The organism is Pseudomonas sp. GL-B-26 (assembly GCF_019947405.1).
GTDB lineage: Bacteria > Pseudomonadota > Gammaproteobacteria > Pseudomonadales > Pseudomonadaceae > Aquipseudomonas.
The window spans coordinates 1-18,504 of sequence record NZ_JAGYGJ010000062.1; the positions used below are offsets into that span (position 1 = coordinate 1).

20 protein-coding genes are annotated in these 18,504 nt (G+C 57.3%); 7 read left to right on the top strand and 13 right to left on the bottom strand.

Annotation, left to right across the window (positions count from 1 at the left end):
- Nucleotides 1-92 precede the first annotated feature (92 nt).
- On the bottom strand, nucleotides 93-1,019 hold the full coding sequence (locus KGB23_RS27340) for a universal stress protein (RefSeq protein WP_223433296.1): 927 nt from the start codon (nucleotides 1,017-1,019) through the stop codon (nucleotides 93-95).
- A gap of 454 nt (nucleotides 1,020-1,473) precedes the next feature.
- Between KGB23_RS27340 and KGB23_RS27345 the strand changes: the two genes are divergently transcribed.
- Complete coding sequence (locus tag KGB23_RS27345; RefSeq protein ID WP_223433297.1) at nucleotides 1,474-1,980, top strand: hypothetical protein; 507 nt, start codon at nucleotides 1,474-1,476, stop codon at nucleotides 1,978-1,980.
- A 68-nt stretch (nucleotides 1,981-2,048) separates the two neighbouring features.
- On the opposite strand, the gene KGB23_RS27350 is transcribed toward KGB23_RS27345, so the two are convergent.
- The 7 genes from KGB23_RS27350 to KGB23_RS27380 form a co-directional block, all read right to left on the bottom strand.
- A complete protein-coding gene (locus tag KGB23_RS27350; RefSeq protein ID WP_008156932.1) occupies nucleotides 2,049-2,696 on the bottom strand; it encodes a helix-turn-helix domain-containing protein in 648 nt (215 codons plus the stop codon).
- Entirely contained in the window at nucleotides 2,693-2,854 is a 162-nt protein-coding gene (locus KGB23_RS27355; RefSeq protein ID WP_008156931.1) for a hypothetical protein, read from the bottom strand. The genes KGB23_RS27350 and KGB23_RS27355 overlap by 4 nt, the downstream gene beginning before the upstream one ends.
- 168 nt (nucleotides 2,855-3,022) lie before the next feature.
- A complete protein-coding gene (locus KGB23_RS27360; protein WP_223433298.1) occupies nucleotides 3,023-3,463 on the bottom strand; it encodes a hypothetical protein in 441 nt (146 codons plus the stop codon).
- Nucleotides 3,464-3,647: 184 nt separating this feature from the next.
- Nucleotides 3,648-3,848 (bottom strand): hypothetical protein, encoded by a 201-nt coding sequence (locus tag KGB23_RS27365; RefSeq protein ID WP_223433299.1) that lies wholly within the window; start codon nucleotides 3,846-3,848, stop codon nucleotides 3,648-3,650.
- 433 nt (nucleotides 3,849-4,281) lie between these two features.
- Nucleotides 4,282-5,499 carry a DUF3422 domain-containing protein gene (locus tag KGB23_RS27370; RefSeq protein ID WP_223433328.1) on the bottom strand — a complete coding sequence of 406 codons (1,218 nt, stop codon included), beginning with the start codon at nucleotides 5,497-5,499 and terminating at the stop codon, nucleotides 4,282-4,284.
- A 177-nt stretch (nucleotides 5,500-5,676) separates the two neighbouring features.
- Nucleotides 5,677-7,356, bottom strand: coding sequence for a thiamine pyrophosphate-binding protein (locus KGB23_RS27375; protein ID WP_223433300.1), 1,680 nt, complete (start codon nucleotides 7,354-7,356; stop codon nucleotides 5,677-5,679).
- 202 nt (nucleotides 7,357-7,558) lie between these two features.
- Nucleotides 7,559-8,809 carry a CynX/NimT family MFS transporter gene (locus KGB23_RS27380; RefSeq protein WP_223433301.1) on the bottom strand — a complete coding sequence of 417 codons (1,251 nt, stop codon included), beginning with the start codon at nucleotides 8,807-8,809 and terminating at the stop codon, nucleotides 7,559-7,561.
- A gap of 206 nt (nucleotides 8,810-9,015) precedes the next feature.
- On the opposite strand from KGB23_RS27380, the gene KGB23_RS27385 reads away from it, so the two are divergent.
- From KGB23_RS27385 to KGB23_RS27400, 4 genes are all read left to right on the top strand, one after another.
- Nucleotides 9,016-9,486 (top strand): Lrp/AsnC family transcriptional regulator, encoded by a 471-nt coding sequence (locus KGB23_RS27385; protein ID WP_056741847.1) that lies wholly within the window; start codon nucleotides 9,016-9,018, stop codon nucleotides 9,484-9,486.
- Between the two features lie 133 nt (nucleotides 9,487-9,619).
- Nucleotides 9,620-9,886 carry a ParD-like family protein gene (locus KGB23_RS27390; protein WP_223433302.1) on the top strand — a complete coding sequence of 89 codons (267 nt, stop codon included), beginning with the start codon at nucleotides 9,620-9,622 and terminating at the stop codon, nucleotides 9,884-9,886.
- Nucleotides 9,883-10,674 carry a type I methionyl aminopeptidase gene (gene map / locus KGB23_RS27395; RefSeq protein ID WP_223433303.1) on the top strand — a complete coding sequence of 264 codons (792 nt, stop codon included), beginning with the start codon at nucleotides 9,883-9,885 and terminating at the stop codon, nucleotides 10,672-10,674. Before KGB23_RS27390 ends, map begins: the two co-directional genes overlap by 4 nt.
- 157 nt (nucleotides 10,675-10,831) lie before the next feature.
- Nucleotides 10,832-11,845: a GlxA family transcriptional regulator gene (locus KGB23_RS27400; RefSeq protein ID WP_223433304.1), complete on the top strand. Its 1,014-nt coding sequence runs from the start codon at nucleotides 10,832-10,834 to the stop codon at nucleotides 11,843-11,845.
- A gap of 42 nt (nucleotides 11,846-11,887) precedes the next feature.
- Here the strand turns inward: KGB23_RS27400 and KGB23_RS27405 are convergent, their stop codons facing one another.
- The 4 genes from KGB23_RS27405 to KGB23_RS27420 form a co-directional block, all read right to left on the bottom strand.
- On the bottom strand, nucleotides 11,888-12,289 hold the full coding sequence (locus tag KGB23_RS27405; RefSeq protein ID WP_223433305.1) for an ester cyclase: 402 nt from the start codon (nucleotides 12,287-12,289) through the stop codon (nucleotides 11,888-11,890).
- A gap of 79 nt (nucleotides 12,290-12,368) precedes the next feature.
- Complete coding sequence (locus KGB23_RS27410) at nucleotides 12,369-13,127, bottom strand: SDR family oxidoreductase (RefSeq protein WP_223433306.1); 759 nt, start codon at nucleotides 13,125-13,127, stop codon at nucleotides 12,369-12,371.
- A 163-nt stretch (nucleotides 13,128-13,290) separates the two neighbouring features.
- Entirely contained in the window at nucleotides 13,291-14,196 is a 906-nt protein-coding gene (locus KGB23_RS27415) for a LysR family transcriptional regulator (protein ID WP_223433307.1), read from the bottom strand.
- Between the two features lie 123 nt (nucleotides 14,197-14,319).
- Nucleotides 14,320-15,420 (bottom strand): alkene reductase, encoded by a 1,101-nt coding sequence (locus KGB23_RS27420; protein WP_223433308.1) that lies wholly within the window; start codon nucleotides 15,418-15,420, stop codon nucleotides 14,320-14,322.
- Nucleotides 15,421-15,567: 147 nt separating this feature from the next.
- Here KGB23_RS27420 and KGB23_RS27425 point away from each other — a divergent pair, with 147 nt between their 5' ends.
- Complete coding sequence (locus KGB23_RS27425; protein WP_223433309.1) at nucleotides 15,568-16,452, top strand: LysR family transcriptional regulator; 885 nt, start codon at nucleotides 15,568-15,570, stop codon at nucleotides 16,450-16,452.
- Between the two features lie 433 nt (nucleotides 16,453-16,885).
- The gene (locus KGB23_RS27430; RefSeq protein WP_223433310.1) at nucleotides 16,886-17,761 is read left to right on the top strand and encodes an alpha/beta fold hydrolase; all 876 of its coding nucleotides are present in this window, start codon (nucleotides 16,886-16,888) and stop codon (nucleotides 17,759-17,761) included.
- Here KGB23_RS27430 and KGB23_RS27435 read toward each other — a convergent pair.
- Nucleotides 17,735-18,502, bottom strand: a complete 768-nt coding sequence (locus KGB23_RS27435) for a metallophosphoesterase (protein WP_223433311.1) — start codon at nucleotides 18,500-18,502, stop codon at nucleotides 17,735-17,737. The genes KGB23_RS27430 and KGB23_RS27435 overlap by 27 nt on opposite strands.
- Between the last annotated feature and the right edge of the window lie 2 nt (nucleotides 18,503-18,504).

Consider the following 18,504-nt stretch of genomic DNA (forward strand, 5'->3'; position numbering starts at 1 on the left):
GGCGGAGTGTCAGTCGACAATGATGTTGCCTGACACTCCGCCTTCGCGAGCAAGCCCGCTCCCACAGGGGGTTGTGGTGTCTGGTAGATCAATTATTCATCCAGCCGCTCGGTGTACACCACCCAAACGCTGCACGGCATTTTGTACAGCAGGTGCTCCACCGTACTGCCGATCAGCCGGCCCAGGCCGCGATGGCCGACCCGGCCCATGACAATCACGTCAACGTCATAGGCATCGGCATAGCGGGTGAGGACCCTGGCCGGGTTGCCCATGATCATGTGCCGCTGCTCCGGCGCGATGCCGTTGCGCTCGGCCAGGTCGTTGAAGGCATCCTCCTGGTAATCGAATACGGTCTTGGCCTTGCCTGACGAGAAGAATGCCGACCCGTTGTCGAAGCCGAATTCGTCGGCGCTGATGGATGAAAGGTCATAGGCGTAGACCACATCGAGCTCGGCATTACAGGCGCTCGCCAGTTTCACCGCCTCGTGAAGGATCCGGTCGTTGAAGGTTTTGTAATGGTCATCGCGATGAAAGGGGTCGACCGCCGCGACGATCTTTCGCGGCAAGGCGTGCACGGCGTGGCTGACGAAATGCAGCGGCACCGGGCATTCGCGCAGCAAATGCACATCGAGCGGGGTAAACATCAACCGCGACAGCCGCGATTCGTGCTCCAGCGCCTTGATCAGCACGTCCATCGGCTGCTCTTTGAGGTGAATCAGGATTTCCTCTAATGGACGTTCGACCCAAGCCACTTCGGTGGTGACGTGGACCCCGATTTTGCGCAAGGGGCGGGCCTGTTCCTCAAGCCATTGGCGGTGGCGCTCGACGTAGCCCACGCGCATCTGTTCCAGCGCCTTTTCGTTGACCAGACTGGCGGTGGCCAGGCCTTCAAGGTAATCGAAGGCGACGATGTGCAGCGCGGCGTCTTCGGCCTTGGCCAGCGCAGCGGCCCTGTCGAAAGCGGGGCTGTGCTCCATCAGCGGTGATGCAACCAGCATGAAGCGGGATTGACCAGACATGACGAACCTCCCGTGGATTAGCCGCCCGGCGTGCGGCTCGTGCGACGTACATCCAGTCTCTAAGTATTGACCATGATCAACCTCCCGTCCGTAAACCGGGGGGAGGCTCAGGTTCGTACTGGTGGCGGTTCGACCCGGTAAATCCTTACTGAGCTGATAAGCACCTGAATTGAAAAAACCGGATCCTGTTTAGATCGATTATTTCTTTCGGTTATTTATAAAGCTGCTGTTCGCATATCCATGACCTTTAAAACCGCGTCATGGCCTTGTCTGTGTTCGTGATAGCAGTGGCCTGCTCGTTATAGCAGCAATGATTGCCCTGAAGGCCACACTTGGGCGGTTCTAACATCCGTTTTCGCTGCTCGATCTCCCTCTTGTCGCCTAGCCGTCAGTCCTTAGAATTCGCTCCATCAGCTTCGTCCAACTATTCAATCCTTCAGGGAGCACCACCAAGATGAATGCCATGCCGATGCAAATGCCGATGAACACCACCATGCCAATGATGCCGATGATGGGCATGCCGATGATGATGGCGACCATGAGCTGCGAAATGATGGACGACGGCATGATGTGCAAGATGATGCCGGCGGCTGGCATGGACATGGCCATGTTCAAGAACAGCGCTGAAATGATGCAGATGATGATGAACTGCGGCATGCCGATGATGATGCATTGCGGCAACATGAGCATGATGTGCATGTCCCAGGCGAGCATGGCCATGCCGATGATGAGCACCATGATGCCAATGCCGATGATGGGCATGCCGATGCCATCGATGAAGTGCGTGATGGAGTGCACGCTGATGGCCGACTGCATGATGTGCAAAATCATGCCGATGGCCGGCATGAACATGGACATGATGAAAAACTGCTGCACCCTGATGATGAAAATGATGAACGACTGCAGCATGCCGATGATGATGAGCTGCAATGGCATGCCGCTGATGTGCTGCACCTGCTGATCCTCAGCAACAGACATTAAAAAAGCCCGGCAGGGGTTAAGCCTGCCGGGCTTTTTGTCGCCTGCTTTTCAGTCCAGGCGTTCCGGGTAAGTCACCACCAGATAGGCCACTGCCTCGCTGTCGGCCGGGTTGCGGTAGCGATGGGGCTGGTCGGCATAGAACAGGATCGAGTCGCCGGTGGAGAGCAGGTAGCGTTCGTCGTTGACGCTGATTTCCAGCACACCCTGCGACACCACCAGGTTTTCCTGTACGCCGGGGCCATGGCCCTCGGAGACGTCTTCACCTAGCGGGCTCAGGCGTAGTTCGTAAAACTCCGATTGGCGCGCTACGTCGAACGGGAACAGCGCGCGGCTGACAAAGGCGCCGCTGGCACTGACCAGGCGTTTGCTCTGGCTGGCCGACAGCACCGCCACGCCTTCGAAGGCCCGATGCTCAAGAAACGCGGCCACCGACACCTTCAAGCCCTTGGCGATTTTGCACAGCACTTTGATCGACGGCACGCTGCGCCCGGATTCGATCTGCGCCAGCATGGCCCGGCTCACACCGCACTGTCGGGCGAGGGCGTCGAGGGACAGATGACGCTTGCCGCGCAGACGTTGCAGGTTCTGTGCGACGCGTTCGCAGATTGGGTCTTCTTCCAGTGGTTCCAGGTTATTCAAATCCAGCACGGGTTCGTCGGCGCTCGCCAGAAAGCGCGAGGGTTGCTGCGCGTTCATGCGTGACGCGTCTCGGTGGCTTTAGCGGCTTGGACCCACTGAAAAGCCTGTAAACCTGCATTGCGTGCATACATTTCCCACATGGCCCGCGCCCGTTGCTGAGCCTGTTTGCGTTTGCGGTAGCTGGCGAAGTCGATGAGGTTGTCAGTCGGATTCATGGGGCACTTCACTGTAGTGATGAATGACGGGATAAGCTGAGAGTACGCGGATATTTTTATAACTATAAATACTGATTTTGTATTTATTAATTCTTTTTGGTTCTTATTGAGCGCGCGAAGATAGACAGAATTATTACTTGGGGGCGTGGGGTAGGGCACTGTTGAAGACTAACTGCACCTGACGCTAACGGCCTTCGCGGCACGTTGCAGTTCTTGTTTGACGTCGACCGGTATCCGCTGTTTCACGAGTCGTTGTTCGAGGAATGTCTGATCGCCTCGGGTATCAACCTCTGCGTCAATAGCCGCATCCTCTGCTTCTATGGTGGCAGCGTGAGCCTCTATGACCGAGTCAACCTCAGCGTCGCTCTTGGCGGCGTCGAGCGCACCAATGAGTATCGCCACTTCGTCTTCTTCAGCCTTGCCATAGGCTTCTACGGACAATCCGGCAGCCAACGCCCGCGCCCGGATTTCCACGCCTTTCAGCGTCTGCTTGGCCTCTCCGCACAGAATGTCGTGCTTGTGGCTTTCGACGATTTTCCATTGGAAAAATCCATACGTCATCGTGCTGATAATCGCTACGGTGATTCCACCGATCAGGATCCGTTTCATAGGCTAACGTCGTGAAAGTCTGGGGATTGTGAGTTCGGTGAACATGGCTTCATTCTCTATTCGAGGAAATGAAAGCGTAGCACCGGAACCGGTCCAGCCCCGTCCAAAGTCAATGCAAATGCATTGCCTTTGGAGAGGAACGGCGTGTCTTCAAGATTATAGCCTCACGGCCCTCGGCGTCTTGCTAGTTACCGTCCGCTACTTTGCGTTCTATCTCCGCTATTTTCCGACTGAGCTCCTCAGCTTCCTGCTCCTGGGTTCGAGTTGGAGAGGGCTTAACGGTTTGATCCACACCTTTGGCGTCCGTGTCCCTGTCCTCAAGATCTCTTTCGGCGTTTGACGTTGCATTTGGTTTGACGTCATTAACACTGTCATCGCTGTTCATATCACTGACCTCCATTGACCTGAACATTGGATTCGATGCCATGGCTTGAGTTCGAGATTTTTTGTCGGCGTCGATCGGCTTGGGCAATGAAACGTACCGGTGGTCTGACTGCCTGAATTTTCCCTGTGTCAGCAGGATGCTTCCACTCCTCGACGGCCGGGACCGGGGGTTCGATCGACAACGTCATACTGACGGCGCTTCTACTGGGTCTGGAAGAAAAATTGGCGTCATGAAATAGGCGACTGGCGCCACCCCAACCGAACCGTTTCGTCAGCTACTTCAAGTACCTGACGGATCGCGACAACCAGAACTATGGCTTTGTGGTCGGAACGCCAGAGGGCGATGGCTTTAAAATCGACATTCAGGAGGTTGAGCGCACACTGGATCTGCTCCCATCCTGATGGGTGATGGCGCCTCCCTGCGCTTCACCGTATCAGTGCTCTTTGACTTTCTTGATGCGGAAAATAATCAGCGCAAGGATGGCGATCGCGAGGGGCGTCATTGCCAGCATCGCCTCTCGCGGGGCCACCTCGGCGCCGAGCAGGTGCAACCCTGAGTAGCCAAGCTTGAGCAGGTTCAGCAGGTAGTAAGTAATGGCGATAATCGACAGACCTTCCACCGCGCGCTGGATTTTGATCTGGGCATCGGCGCGGGCGTTCAGGCTTTTGAGAATTTCCGAGTTCTGTTCTTCCATTTCCACCTGAACCCGGGCCTGCAACAGGTCACCCAGGTTGGCCACGCTTTTGGCCAGGTGCTCCAGGCGTTGTTCGGTGGCGGTGCAGTACCTGACGGTGGGTTTGAAGCGGCGTTCGATGAAGACCCCGAGGCGCTGGCAATCGCCGACGTGACTTTCCCGCAATTCGCCCAGGCGCTCGTACACGAGTTGGGCATAGGCTTGGGTGGCACTGAAGCGGTGGCGGGTTTTCGCGGTACTGCTGACCACTTGGGCTGACAGGTTGGAGATGTCCGCCAGCAGCGCTTTCGCGTTGCCGCTGTCAGCGTCGGCGTTACGCTCGGAGAGGGTGACCAAGGTTTTGTCAAAGACATCGAGTTGCGCACTCAAGGTCTTGGCCGTGGTCAACGACAGCGAGGCCATCATGCGGTAGGTTTCGATCTCCAGCAGACGGCGGATCATCCGCCCTTGGCGGTAAGCGTTGAGGCGCCGGTTGACGAACAGGATGTGGTTGTTGCCGTCCTCGCTGAGACGAAAATCGCTCCAGACCACCGCATCGCCACCGCCGACGCAGGAACCGCACGGATCCTTGAAGCCGTAGCCGGCGAGGTCCAGACCAGCTTCGCCACGCACGACGATCTGCACCGAGTTGATCAGCTGCGGCAAATGTGCTTCGACTTTCTGCGCCAGCACCTCGGGCAGCGATGTCCAGGACAGGTCATCGCTGGATGAAGTGACTACCAGGGTCAGGGTGAAGAACTCGGCGTGGCGTTCCCATTTCAGGGCGTGGCCATCGAGTTGGGTGATGCCCTGGGCGGCATGAGGATCGATCGGAATAGGGCAGCAGCGCTCCAGCAGCGCATTGCACTCCGGCTCCCCGCCAAGGAAGGCCAGATGAAACACATGGGCCGGCTCGTCGAAATACAGTGACGGGCGCGCGTGCAGTTCGTTGTGCAGGGTTTGTCTTTGCGGATGCATGCTGTTCAGGCCATTGATCGACTGCCGTTGTAGGTGGGACAGGTCGATGAACTCACGAGTCACAAGCAGCTTTGCGCTGAAGTGGTCATGTAACGCGGTCGACAATGGCGAGCGAGGACGAATCAGAAAAGGCGCCTTGTAAATCGTGAGTCAGGCGCCCAAAACTGAGTAAACGGGTTACTTCTTGCTTGATTGCTCTCTGATCTGAGTCAGGCTAAGTCGAGGCGTCAATGCTTCAGGGTCGACTCTGACCTCAATCAAGGATGGCCGGGACATACCAAGGCAGCGTTCAAATGCTGGCGCAAAGTCGGACGTGGCGGTTACCACCTCGCCATGCAGTCCATAGGCTTGGGCGAGTGCGGCGAAATCCGGGTTGCGCAATTCAGTGCCTGACACGCGTCCAGGGTAATTGCGTTCCTGGTGCATTCTGATGGTTCCGTACATTCCGTTGTTGATCACAACGAAAATCACATTGGCGCCATATTGCGCTGCAGTCGCTATCTCCTGACCGTTCATCAAGAAGCAGCCATCCCCGGAAAACGAAACCACCACTCGATCCGGGCACGTCAGTTTGGCGGCCACCGCCGCAGGAACGCCGTAGCCCATGGAGCCATTGGTAGGGCCTAACTGCGTGCGGTATTGGCGGAACTGATAGAAGCGTTGAAGCCAGACGGCATAGTTTCCAGCGCCATTGGTCAGGATCGCGTCGTCCGGAAGGCTGCGATTCAACCACTCAATGATTTCGGCCATTTGGACATCGCCAGGGGAGGGCGAGTGTTGCAGGTTTTCGCGGTAGTTTTTGTTCAGGGTGCGCGTCCATTCACTCTTTATCTGGCTGGTCACCGCTGGAAGCTTTGCGGCTGATTTGGCAAAGGTCGACATGCTGCTGTTTATCGCCAGCGCAGGTTGGTAAACCCGTCCCAACTCCTCGATGCCTTGATGAACATGGATCAAGGTTTGCTTCGGTACCGGGATGTCCAAGGCAGCATATCCGCCCGTTGAAACCTCTCCCATTCTGGAGCCCACGACCAGCAGCAGGTCGGCGTTTTTTACCGCGGAGGACAGCTGCGCTGACGCGGCGAAACCAAGATCACCGACATAGTTCGGGTGTCGATTGTCGAACAGGTCCTGGCAGCGAAAGGAGGCGGCAACCGGGATATTTTGCTGTTCAGCAAAAAGCCGGATGTCGTGTACTGATTCGGTATCCCAACCGCTGCCACCCAGCACCATCAATGGACGCTCTGATCGCTCAAGCAGTTGCTGCATGGCGGCCATTTGCTCGGCTGCCGGGGTCATCAATACGCGCTTGAAAGGCCCGGCATCAGTGACTTCCGTCAATTCGGTCAGCATGTCTTCCGGCAGTGCGACCACTACAGGCCCAGGCCTGCCATTGACCGCTCGGTGGAACGCCTGACTGATCAGTTCGGGAATTCTGCGGGTGTCGTCTATTTGCACGACCCATTTCGCCAAGGGGCCAAACATCTGGCGAAAATCAACTTCCTGAAAGGCTTCGCGATACTGCTGATCACGAGCGACCTGGCCAATGAACAGAATCATCGGCGATGAATCCTGGAACGCTGTGTGAACGCCAACCGAAGCGTTTGTTGCACCCGGGCCTCGGGTCACGAAGCAGATGCCAGGCTCTCCAGTGAGCTTGCCGTAGGCTTCTGCCATATAGGCCGCCCCACCTTCCTGGCGGCACACCACCAGATCGATTTCTTCTGGCACATCATGCAATGCATCGAGTACCGCGAGATAGCTTTCTCCCGGAACACAAAAAGCTCTTTTAACGCCATGGATGCGCAAGGCATCCACCAATATCTGACCTCCGCTACGACGAGAAATGGTTTTATTCATTGTTATCTCCTGAGTCGAATGGTGCGGTGTGAAAGGGTGAATGACGCTCTTTCTGACAGGTACTGACTCGATCAATTGGAAGAACAACGGCTAACGTCTGCGCCACGAATTCTGAGCATCATCGAGTAGGGGTACAAACGATGATTGCTCAGCACTTCATTCCCTCAGCTATTGAAGTTCCTAGGGTAGGCGCACAGCCACTTCAGTTGCCGGAACGCAAGGTTTCAGGCTCTGGCATAGATGGAACGTAATCGCTTTGTGCCAAGCCAGTCGCAAGCAGCAGACCAATCAACGATGCCAATCCTGACGCCAACCAGGTCCAATGCCATCCCCCCGCCCAACCGGCCAACTTGGCCAGCAGTGGTGGCATGACAAACATGCCCATTGATGAAATCTGCTGCACCCAACCCACAGCCGTCGACACGGTTCGTTCACTGGGCGCAACGCTCACGGCGATCATGAATAGCGTCCCCGGGATTACACCGCCGACGGCTGAAAAGACCAGTACGGCGCCATAACGCACGACAGGCATGCCTTGAGTGAACTGGCCGAATGCGAACAGCGTCGTGATGGCCATGCACATGTATCCGACCATTAATAGCCGCCTGGCACTGATACCCCGATGCAGCAAAAGCGCTGCCGAGGTACTTCCGCTGATATTGACGAACGCGGCAAGCGCCGTCAGCGCACCTGCCATCGGCACCGACAAACCGGTGTCGGCATAGATCGATGGCAGAAAGCCGATGACGGCAATCCACTGTCCCGCGTACATGGCAAAGGCGATGCCTACGCGCCAAGGGCCGCTCGCCTTCAGCGTTGTCCATAGTCGATGCGTCCAGGCTTCACTGGGCGCCGCTGTGCGCCGCGCAGAAGCAGTCTCTGGTGGAAGGCGCTGTCGATCGGATGGCACGGCTCGCACAAGCCAGATAATCATTGCGGCCGAACAGATGGCCGGAACGCCCCACCACCCTTGCCATCCCATCGTTTCTATCAATGTGGGGCCGGCGATAAAAGCAATGGAAGTACCGATCGCTACGTAGCATCCCCACAGCCCCAGATGTAAAGCCAGGCGCTCGCGAGAAACCAGTTGTCGGATCAATCCAGGTGTCGGCAATGTTGTGAGCAAGAAGCCCAAGCCTTCCAGGGCTCGAAGCATCAGCAGCTCATCGGGCTGCCGCGCCCCCATACCAATGACACTGGCGACGCACAGGATCATCTGACCGCTAATGATACTTCTGCGCAGTCCCATGCCATCGCTGAATACACCGATCATAACGCCGGCAAGCATACCCGCCAGTTGCGTCAGCGATAGCAGGAACCCTGCCTGCACCATCGTCAGGTTCAACGAGGCCTGGAGAGCGGGAATGGCCGGGGAAACCTTGCCCAGGTGCAGGGCTGCGACCACGCCCGACAGGATGACGATGCAGGCCGGGGAAAAACTGATTTTCCGCATGAGATCTCCACCGCCACAACGCGCACGAGCACAGGCAGGGAGCACTGTGCGGTTTGCGTCCCTACCGAGGCAGATCGCCTGGTTTGATGGGAAAAGAGTGACGGACAAACTGAATGGTTAGTTTGCCGACTGGAGCCGATATTGTTTGATCAGTATTCCGTGGCGGTGCACTACTATGAAATTCTGAATTCACAAGTAGGCCTAAAATGGAAAAAATCATTCAGCTCGATAATCTGGATCGACGTATCCTTCGTACCTTGCAGTCCGATGCCAGCCTCAATGGAATAGCGTTGGCTGAAGCGGTGTCCAGTTCGCCAGCCTCCTGCTGGAGAAGAGTCCGGGCATTGGAAGAAACAGGCGTCCTTGGGGCTACCGTTCGCTTGATTGATCGACGGGCAGTCAATCGCGATGTCGATGTGATCTGCTCGCTGCGGCTCAAGTCCCACGGCGAGCAGGATGCCGAAGTCTTCGAACGCTTTGTCGCAGACCAGGAGAACATTCTCGAGTGCTACACCGTATCGGGCGAATGGGATTACCTGCTTCGGATCGTCGCGGCTGATATTCGAGACTACGAGCAATTCTTGATGCACACCCTGTTGCGACATCCATCTGTCGCGAATGCCAGCTCACAGTTCGCGCTATCGCGGGTGAAGTACACCACTCGCGTGCCGGTCTGAACCCGATCACCATCGGCTGCACCTGACCCGCCTTCAATCCAGGCTGCCTCAGCGCGTTTTGTCCGTGAAATTGCAATTTCACACGACTACCAATTAATATACGATCCATATACATTTCATATTGGATTGATCAGTGGGTATCGTAAAAATTTCAGAAGCCATGCACGAGAATCTGCGCGTCGCCAGCGATGCGTTGAGTCGCTCGATCAACGCCCAAGCCGAGCACTGGATGCGCATCGGGATGCTTGCGGAGTTACATCCCAACCTGGACCACAGCGACATCTGCCGCTTGCTGATTCGTGCCGAACTGGCTGGCGGCCTCAATGTAAAACAGCTGTGCGCACTCGCCGATTTTTCGCAAAGCGCCCAGGTTGATGCAGCATCAGGAGCCAAGCAATGAAGGCCAATGTAAAGCTCAATACCCCGGCAGAAATAGCCATGTCTCGTGCTGCGGGCACGCTGGCCGCCGAGGTCCTGGCCATGATTGTTCCGCATGTCAAAGCGGGGGTCACCACCGACGAACTGGATCGGCTCTGTCACGACTACATTGTCAATGTGCAGAAAGCGATTGCGGGCAATGTCGGCTATCACGGCTTCCCGAAAACCGTCTGTACATCGGTCAACCAGGTGGTCTGCCATGGCATTCCTTCAGCCACGCCACTAAAGGATGGCGACATCGTCAATATCGACATTGCCGTTATCAAGGAGGGTTGGTACGGCGACACCAGCCGCATGTACTTCGTGGGTGAGCCCGGCCCGGATGCCCGACGCCTGGCAGAGACGACCTATGAAGCGATGTGTGCCGGTATTCGCGTCGTCCGCCCCGGCGCTACCCTGGGTGACATTGGCCATGCCATTCAGAGGGTGGCCGAAAGAGACGGATTCAGCGTCGTGCGCGAATACTGCGGTCACGGTATCGGCAAGATTTATCACGATGAGCCGCAGGTGCTTCACTACGGCTTCCCAGGCCAGGGCCTGAAACTGAAAGCCGGCATGATCTTCACCATTGAACCCATGTTGAATGCTGGCAAACGCCATGTGAAAACCCTGGCTGATGGCTGGACCGTGGTCACCAAGGATCACTCACTCTCGGCTCAGTGGGAGCATATGGTCGCGGTCACAGACGACGGCTTCGAGGTTCTGACCCGTTGGCCCGACAGTGTCGATGGGTATGTCGCTATCGTTTAGGCGCAGCTTGCGAGTGACATAAAGCTACGTCACGGCTTCCAGCTAGCCTGATCAATCGCAAAATGGCGCTAGTGGTGTTGAAACTTCTACAGTTAGCATTGAGGTTTATCAACGCACCCAACGACAGGTTGGGCTACGTAACCGAGCAGGCCGAACATTGATCGAACGACGCCAATTTAGCGGAGGCATGAAGGGGAAAAATCTCCGCTATCTGAATGAGAATCCCAACGAGAAGACTCAAATGGTCCGGGCGGGATTTCTGTTGCTTGAGCATTTCTCGCTGCCCGCATTCACGCAAGCACTGGATACGATTGTCACCGCGAATCTTTTGCGACCCGGGTTGTTCTCTTCCCGAACGTTCGGCTTGACCGATGAGGAAGTCGTCAGTGACCTGGGCCTGGTCATTCGGCCGGATGCCCGTTTCGATTGTCCAGCGATCCAGGACCTGGACCTTCTGGTCATTTGCGGCGGCTACAGGACAGAACTCAAAGCGACGGATGAACTCATCTCCCTGTTGAGGGCTGCATCAGACCAGGGTGTCAGTCTGGCGGGGTTGTGGAATGGTGCATGGTTCCTGGGAAGGGCAGGCTTGCTTGACGGATATCGTTGCGCGATTCATCCCGAACATCGACCCGCACTCGCGGAAATCTCCAAGGCGACGCATGTCACCAGTGAGCCCTACGTCATCGATCGAGACCGGCTCACGGCTTCCAGTCCCTCTGGCGCATTCCACATGGCGCTGGACTGGATCAAAGGCTTGCACGACAAAGCCCTCGTCGAGGGGATTGAGGACATCCTGGCTTTCGAGGAGTCGCGTTATCGGCGGATAAAACCAACTGAAAATGTCTGCGTGAGCGCGCCATTACGCGAGGTGGTGAAGCTGATGGATGCCAACCTCGAAGAGCCTCTGGAGTTGGAGCAGTTGGCCGTATACGCAGGCCGTTCGCGTCGACAACTCGAGCGCTTGTTCAAGGAGCAACTGGGCACAACGCCGCAACGGTATTACATGGAGCTGCGAATTACCGAAGCGCGTCGACTGCTCCAGCACACGGAGCTGTCCCAGGTGGACGTGTTGGTTGCGTGTGGCTTTGTATCGCCCAGCCACTTCAGCAAGTGCTATAGCTCGTACTTCGGATACAGGCCTTCCAAGGAAACGCGACTCGTCAAATAGTCGGCGCAATAACGACCGAGTGGTTGTTCGGGGGAGGGGGCGTCAGCCCGGGAAATGATCTCCGAACATGGGATGGCCGCCCGCGGAGCTTTCGCGCGTGGCCTCGTCCTGGATGACGTCCCAATGCTCGACCATCACGCCGTTCTCGAGGCGGAGAATATCGACCACGACCCAGTTCACCGGCTGGCCGAGGCCAGAGAATCGGCCGTGCAGCATGACGAAATCGCCTTGCGCCACCGCGAGCTGGCATTCGTAATGCAGTGTGGGCGATCCCGCTGCGACCAGATCGAACAGGCCCTCGCGGCTTGGGGGCACATGAGCACTGTGTTGAATATAAGAGGGCGACCAGAAGTGTTCGGCCGCAGCCAAATCCTTGCGGTTGAATAGGGTGTCGAAGCCTTCGAGAACGATGGCCTTGTTCTCGGCGGGTGTGCGTGCGGTCATGGTCTTGGTCCTGTCAGCAATGTGAGGGGCAGGCGACCGCTGGGGCCACCCGATGTTGCCAGTTTTGACATCGTCGCGGTCAGCCCAAAGCGGGCCCGGCTGCGATCATGTCGTTGAACTGATTGACCCACGCATGCTCATTCGGGCCAGGGTTGGCACGCATCGCCTCGGCGGGTGAGACGAGGATTTCGTCTACGCCGCTCTCGAACTGCTTCATCGCCTCCGTAATGAACAGGTCGAGAGGAATGGCGCGCTCTTCCTCGCTGCTATCGAGCAACTCGGTACGTACCCAGGGCGGCGCGATTTCGATCAGTTGGACGCCTTGTTCGCGCAGCAGATAACGCTGTGACAACGTGTAGGAGTGGAGGGCTGCCTTGGTCGCCGAATAGACTGCCGTCACTGCCATCGGCACGAAGCCGAGAACCGAAGAGACGTTGGCGATGACCGCATCAGGCTTCGTCTTCAGATGCTCGATCAGGACCGAGGTCATGCGAATCGGGCCGAGCAGGTTAGTGGTGACGGTCGACAGTGCGAGCGCATCGTCCACTGGTTTGTCTGCGTGATCCAGCATCATGACGCCGGCATTGTTGATCAGCACATTCACGTTCGGGTAATTGGAAATGAGCTTCTGCGCTGCCGCCTGGATGCTGTCTGGGTCGGTAATGTCGAGTTCAATGGCGGCCATACCCGGATTGGCACCGAGCGTCTCCTGTAGCCGCTCCATCCGCCGGCCAGAGATGATCACCTGATTGCCGAGTGTGTGGAAGGCTTCGGCCAAGCCTCGTCCAATGCCGGAGCCGCCGCCGGTGATGAAGATAGTATTGCCGGTCATACGCATGACACTTCTCCTGGAAGGATGAAAATAAAGGCCGTCCAGCGCGCCGTCCGGATGAACAGATCGACCGGTGCGTCGTGCAGGGTGGTGACACTAAATTGGCAGCTTCGGCGGGATCTGATTAGCCACTCTTTTTCGCTATCTTCTATGTAAGGGATGCATAAACCTACACGCTCGACGTGTCACAACCCTCAGCCAGAAGACTGGTTACAAGATGCTCGATCAAGGCGCGGGCGGCACCCCGGGTGCGTGAACCATGGGGGAAGTAGGCATGAACAGGTACGGATTCGGTCTCCCAATCGGTGAGCAGTGTGACGAGTTCACCACTTTCCAGCTCACGCCGGCACGCCCAGGCCGTTGTCGACGTGATCCCCAACCCAGCGGCTGCGGCAGCGACAGCACCCTCATTTTCGTCGGTCGAGAAGTGAGCCTCGAGCTGAATGGTCCTGGTCTCTCCATTGCGTGTGAACATCCAGCCGCTCGGGACAGTCGAGGCTGGGCCTGCAACTATTCGATGTGATTGCAAGTCGTCCGGTGTAGTCGGCTCTCCAGCGGCACGCAAGTAGGAGGGGGAGGCGAGAATGAATCGCTTGATTGTCATGATCTGACGGCTCGTTGCGCTGGAATCCAAGAGCCGCCCCAGCCTTATCGCAACATCGATGTTTTCGCGGACCAGATCCTGCCAGTGATCGGCGAGCAGGACCTGGATATGCAAGTTGGGATGTATTGCCGCGAACGGAGCGATACGCGGAATGATTTCCCTGATGCCGATGCTCGTTGGCATGCTGATCCGGACGACGCCACGCAGCTCTCCACCTCCGCGAACGCTCTGCTCAGCTTCTTCCACCGCTGCAAGGATGGGCTCCATGCGCGACAGAAAATCCGCCCCTGCCTCAGTGGGCACGACCGCGCGTGTCGATCTTGCCAAGAGCAGAGTGCCGAGATCGGCTTCGAGTTCGGCCACAATCCTGGAAACCTGGGATTGAGAAAGACCCACTTCGCGTGCTGCGGCCGAAAAACTGCCCAGTCGCGCCACCCTTGTGAAAAGCCTGTAGGTGAAAAGGTCCTTCATCTCTTCAGCACCTCCTATCAGCCAGAATGCACCGTGGGCCCGGCAGGTCCCGTTACTGAGGTGGATCAGGTTTTTTGGACAGCTGGGGGTACTACGACCCCCGGTTGCCAGCGGTGCTGATTGTCATGCTGCTTCGGTATGGAAAGGATAGTCCGTGTAACCCACCTCAGTGCCACCGAAGAACGTCTCGCGGTCGTACGGGTTCAGCGGCCAGCCCTTGCGCAGGCGCTCTGGCAAGTCAGGGTTGGCGATGAAGTGGCGGCCAAAAGCGACCAGGTCGGCATCGCCTGCCTCAAGGATCGCCTTCGCCGATTCACCGGAAAAGCCGCCCGCCGCGATAAGGGTGCCCTTGTAGTGCTGGCGGATGAGTTGGGACGCCACCGGATTCTGGTCCCGGCGCTCGTCCTCGGCGACACCTAAAATGCGCGGCTCGATCAGATGCAGGTAGGCGAGGTCCAGCGTGTTCAGCTCGCACGCGACATAGGTGAACAGGCCAACGGGATCGCTGTCGGACATATCGCCGAAATTGCCGCTCGGCCCCAGACGCACCGCTACCCGATTGCTGCCCCAGACGGAGATCACCGCTTCTACTGCTTCCAGCAGGAACCGGCTGCGGTTCTCGAACGAGCCACCGTAGATATCCGTACGTTTGTTGCTACCGTCCTGGAGGAATTGATCGAACAGGTAGCCGTTGGCCGAGTGCAACTCCACGCCGTCGAATCCGGCTGCGATACCGCGTTCGGCCGCGGCGCGGAAGCTGTCTACCAGCCCGCGGATTTCAGCGATGGTCAGTTCGCGCGCCGGGGTGCCGGGGGTCCAGCCGGTCTCGGTGAAGGCGAGGCCGCCATGGTCCACAACGGAAGGGGCCACCGGCTGGCCGCCGTCCGGCTGCAGCAGGCTATTGGACTGGCGCCCTGCATGGTAGAGCTGCAGGAAGATTTTCCCGCCCTTGGCATGAACGGCGTCGGTCACAAGTTTCCAGCCAGCGATCTGGCTGTCGTCATACAGACCGGGAGCACCGAGGTATCCATTGCCATTGGGTGCGGCGATAGTGGCTTCGCCAATCAGCAGCCCGCCAGCGGTTGTACGCTGGGCGTAGTACTCGGCCATCAACTGGCCAGGAATGGCGCCCGGCTCGGCACGCATACGGGTAAGTGGCGCCAGGACGACGCGATGGGCAATTTGGTAGGGGCCTATTTGGATGCTTGTATGCAGTTTGGACATAACATCGATACCTATCAGTGGTGAGATGGGCGCAATGTAGGCGTAAAGTTCGTGAAGAAAAATATCCCGCGATGCCGAACATTTCGGATGATTTTTCCGTAATCCCACCGTGTTGGTGGGGTTCTACCGGGGCAAGCAGGAACAGCGATGGAAAGTCTGAGTGGCATTTCAATGTTCGTGCAAGTTGCCGAAACGCGCAGCTTTACCGAGGCCGCCCGGCAGTTGGGGGTGTCGTCCTCAACCGTGGGCAAAACCATCGCCCGGATGGAAGAGCGCTTGAATGTACGGCTGTTTCATCGCAGTACACGCAGTATCACGTTGACGGCCGAGGGGACCCTGTTCCTTGAGCGATGCCGCCGCATCCTCAGCGAGGTCACCGCTGCCGAGTCCGAGCTGTCAGGCCTGGCTGGCAGTCCACGTGGGCGGCTTCGCGTGGGCACACCTCTACTGGGCGACCTGATGATGCCGGCCTTTGACGGGTTCATGGAGCGGTATCCGGAAGTCGAACTGGATATCGATTTTTGCGACCGCATGGTCGATGTGATCGAGGAGGGGTTCGATGCGGTGATTCGGACCGGCGAGCAAACCGATTCTCGCTTGACCGCGCGCCGCTTGGGTTCCTGCGCACATGTGCTGGTGGCGTCGCCCACGTATCTCAAGCGGCAGGGTGTACCCGCTAATCCGCGTGAACTGGAACGCCATTTATGCCTGCAACACAAATTCCCCGCAACGGGAAAGCTGGAGCGTTGGCCGCTGCGGCTCGAAGCCTCCGAGGCTGAATTGGTGCTGCCCGCCACGATGACGTCGAACACGATCGAGCCTCTTGCCTATGCCGCAATCCAGGGCAGGGGTATTGCCTTTCTGCCTACCTTCCTGGTGCGCGAAGCGCTGGAAAGCGGCCAACTGGTCACAGTGCTGGATGACTACATGGACCGCCAGGTCGTTTTCTGGATGCTGTGGCCAGCCAGCCGTTATGCCTCGCCCAAGTTGCGCGTTTTCATTGACTACATGAGTGCGCACTTGCGTATCTGATTTCTCGCGCCTCCAGCCTCAGGCGCACACCGTCGCGGTTGGAGATCTCGATGGCATCGATCAATTCGTGCATGGAGTCAGAGGTGCATGAATACCGGAATCTGAGCCAGTTCAGCGCTTACGATTCGACGCAAAAACTCGTCTGCGTTCTTGCAGACGAGGAAATCCCTGCTTAACTCTGAACATATGGTCAGTCAGTGACTCATCGGTCACGGCAGCCATCCGAGCACCCTCGCGCTGTTGTTGCTTGTCCGTGTTGCCAGATCAAGCCCGAGGAGGCCTATGCGTTGACGCTTGAAAATCACCCTGAGTTATTAATGTATTGGCCTGACACTTCGCTGTCAGGTCCACGTGTACTGCTATCTGCGATAGGGCCCTGTGGGCATCCCAAACGCTGTGCGCTTAGTCCAATGGGTTCAAGGAAGTAAATGTCATGATGCCGAAAACTGCCATCGTCGAGATCTGCGGGAAGTACAAGGTTTATACCGAGCACTATCTCAACACTGCCGCTGACAAGACCATCATTCTGGTCAACGGCTCACTGGCAACGACCGCATCTTTTGCCCAAACGGTGCGTTACCTGCAGCCGCGATTCAATGTGGTTCTCTACGACCAGCCCTACGCCGGTCAGTCGAAGGAACACAACCTCCACGGCCAACCGATCCGAAAGGAAGACGAGGCCGCGATACTGCTGGATTTAATCGAACACTTTGGTGCGCACCACGTGCTGTCCTTTTCCTGGGGCGGTGCGGCTACCTTGTTGGCGCTGGCCCAGCGGCCACGACGAATCGAGAAGGCGGTGATCAATTCATTCGCAGCGCGTATCAATACACCGATGCGCGATTACCTGGAGAGCGGCCTGAACCATCTCCAGGCTTGCGACCGCCTCAGTGTCGGTCGCTTGATCAACAGCACAATCGGCAAGCACCTGCCATCGCTGTTCAAACGCTTTAATGACCGCCATGTCAGAAGCCTGGCCGAGCACGAGTACAGGCAGATGCATTTCCACGTCAATGAGGTGCTGACCCAAGACACCCATTGCTATGTCGCCTGTGCCGCTGCCATCGAAATACCGCTGCTGTTTGTCAACGGCGAATGGGATGAGTACACCTCGGTCGAAGACGCCCGGCTATTCGCCGATCATGCGTCGCAGTCCCGGTTCCATACCATCAAGAACGCCGGGCACTTCCTCGATATGGAACATGCAGCGGCCTGGCAGGATACCCGGCAAGCCTTGCTCGGTTTTCTGGACCCGGCTTCCAGGAGGCAGGGCCGCGTAGCCTCAGATATCCAGGTCAATCACGTATGAGCGATTAAATTCCGGATTTTCATTAATGCCATTTTTTGCATAGCCCCGGGCGTTGCAAATGACGCGAGTTTTGCCCACCTGGTAGTCAAAGCTGCCATGGGTATGGCCATGCAGCCAAAGCGCCGGCTGCCAGACCTTGATTCGGTCTTCGAGGTCTGAAACAAAACTCGCGTTAATCGGCGAATTCTCAAACAGCGAGCCTATGCTCAACCGTGTCGGTGCAAAATGCGAAACCACCACCGTGGGAGTGGTTCTGTCGCGGGTGAAGCAGTCTTCCAGCCAGGCGACAGTCTGTAAAAAAATCAGTTGGGAAACCGCCGGGCTGAACAGATCTGGAAAATCGGGCGAGATTTTTATGTGGGTGAAGTCCCGCATGAGCTTCGAAGCCAGATCAACACCCTGTGCCCGATGCTCTGCAGAATCGAAAAGTCGATAGTCAGACCACAGCGTGCAACCCAAAAACCGCACGCCGTTGTGGACATACTCCGAGCGTTCCAATACGTGGATCTGTGTGCCTTGCGACAACCTGTTCAAATGTTCGTAGGTAGAGATCAAGTCACTGCCATAAAACTCGTGATTCCCTGCCACGTACACGACTGGAAGAGGGCACGATTTGGCCCACTCAATGGCCGCAGCTGGACGAGAGATGTCTCCGGCGAGAACGACAATGTCGGCGTCCACATCGGGAAACGGTAACGCGTTGACGGACAAGTGGATGTCTGACAGCAAGGCGATGCGCATCG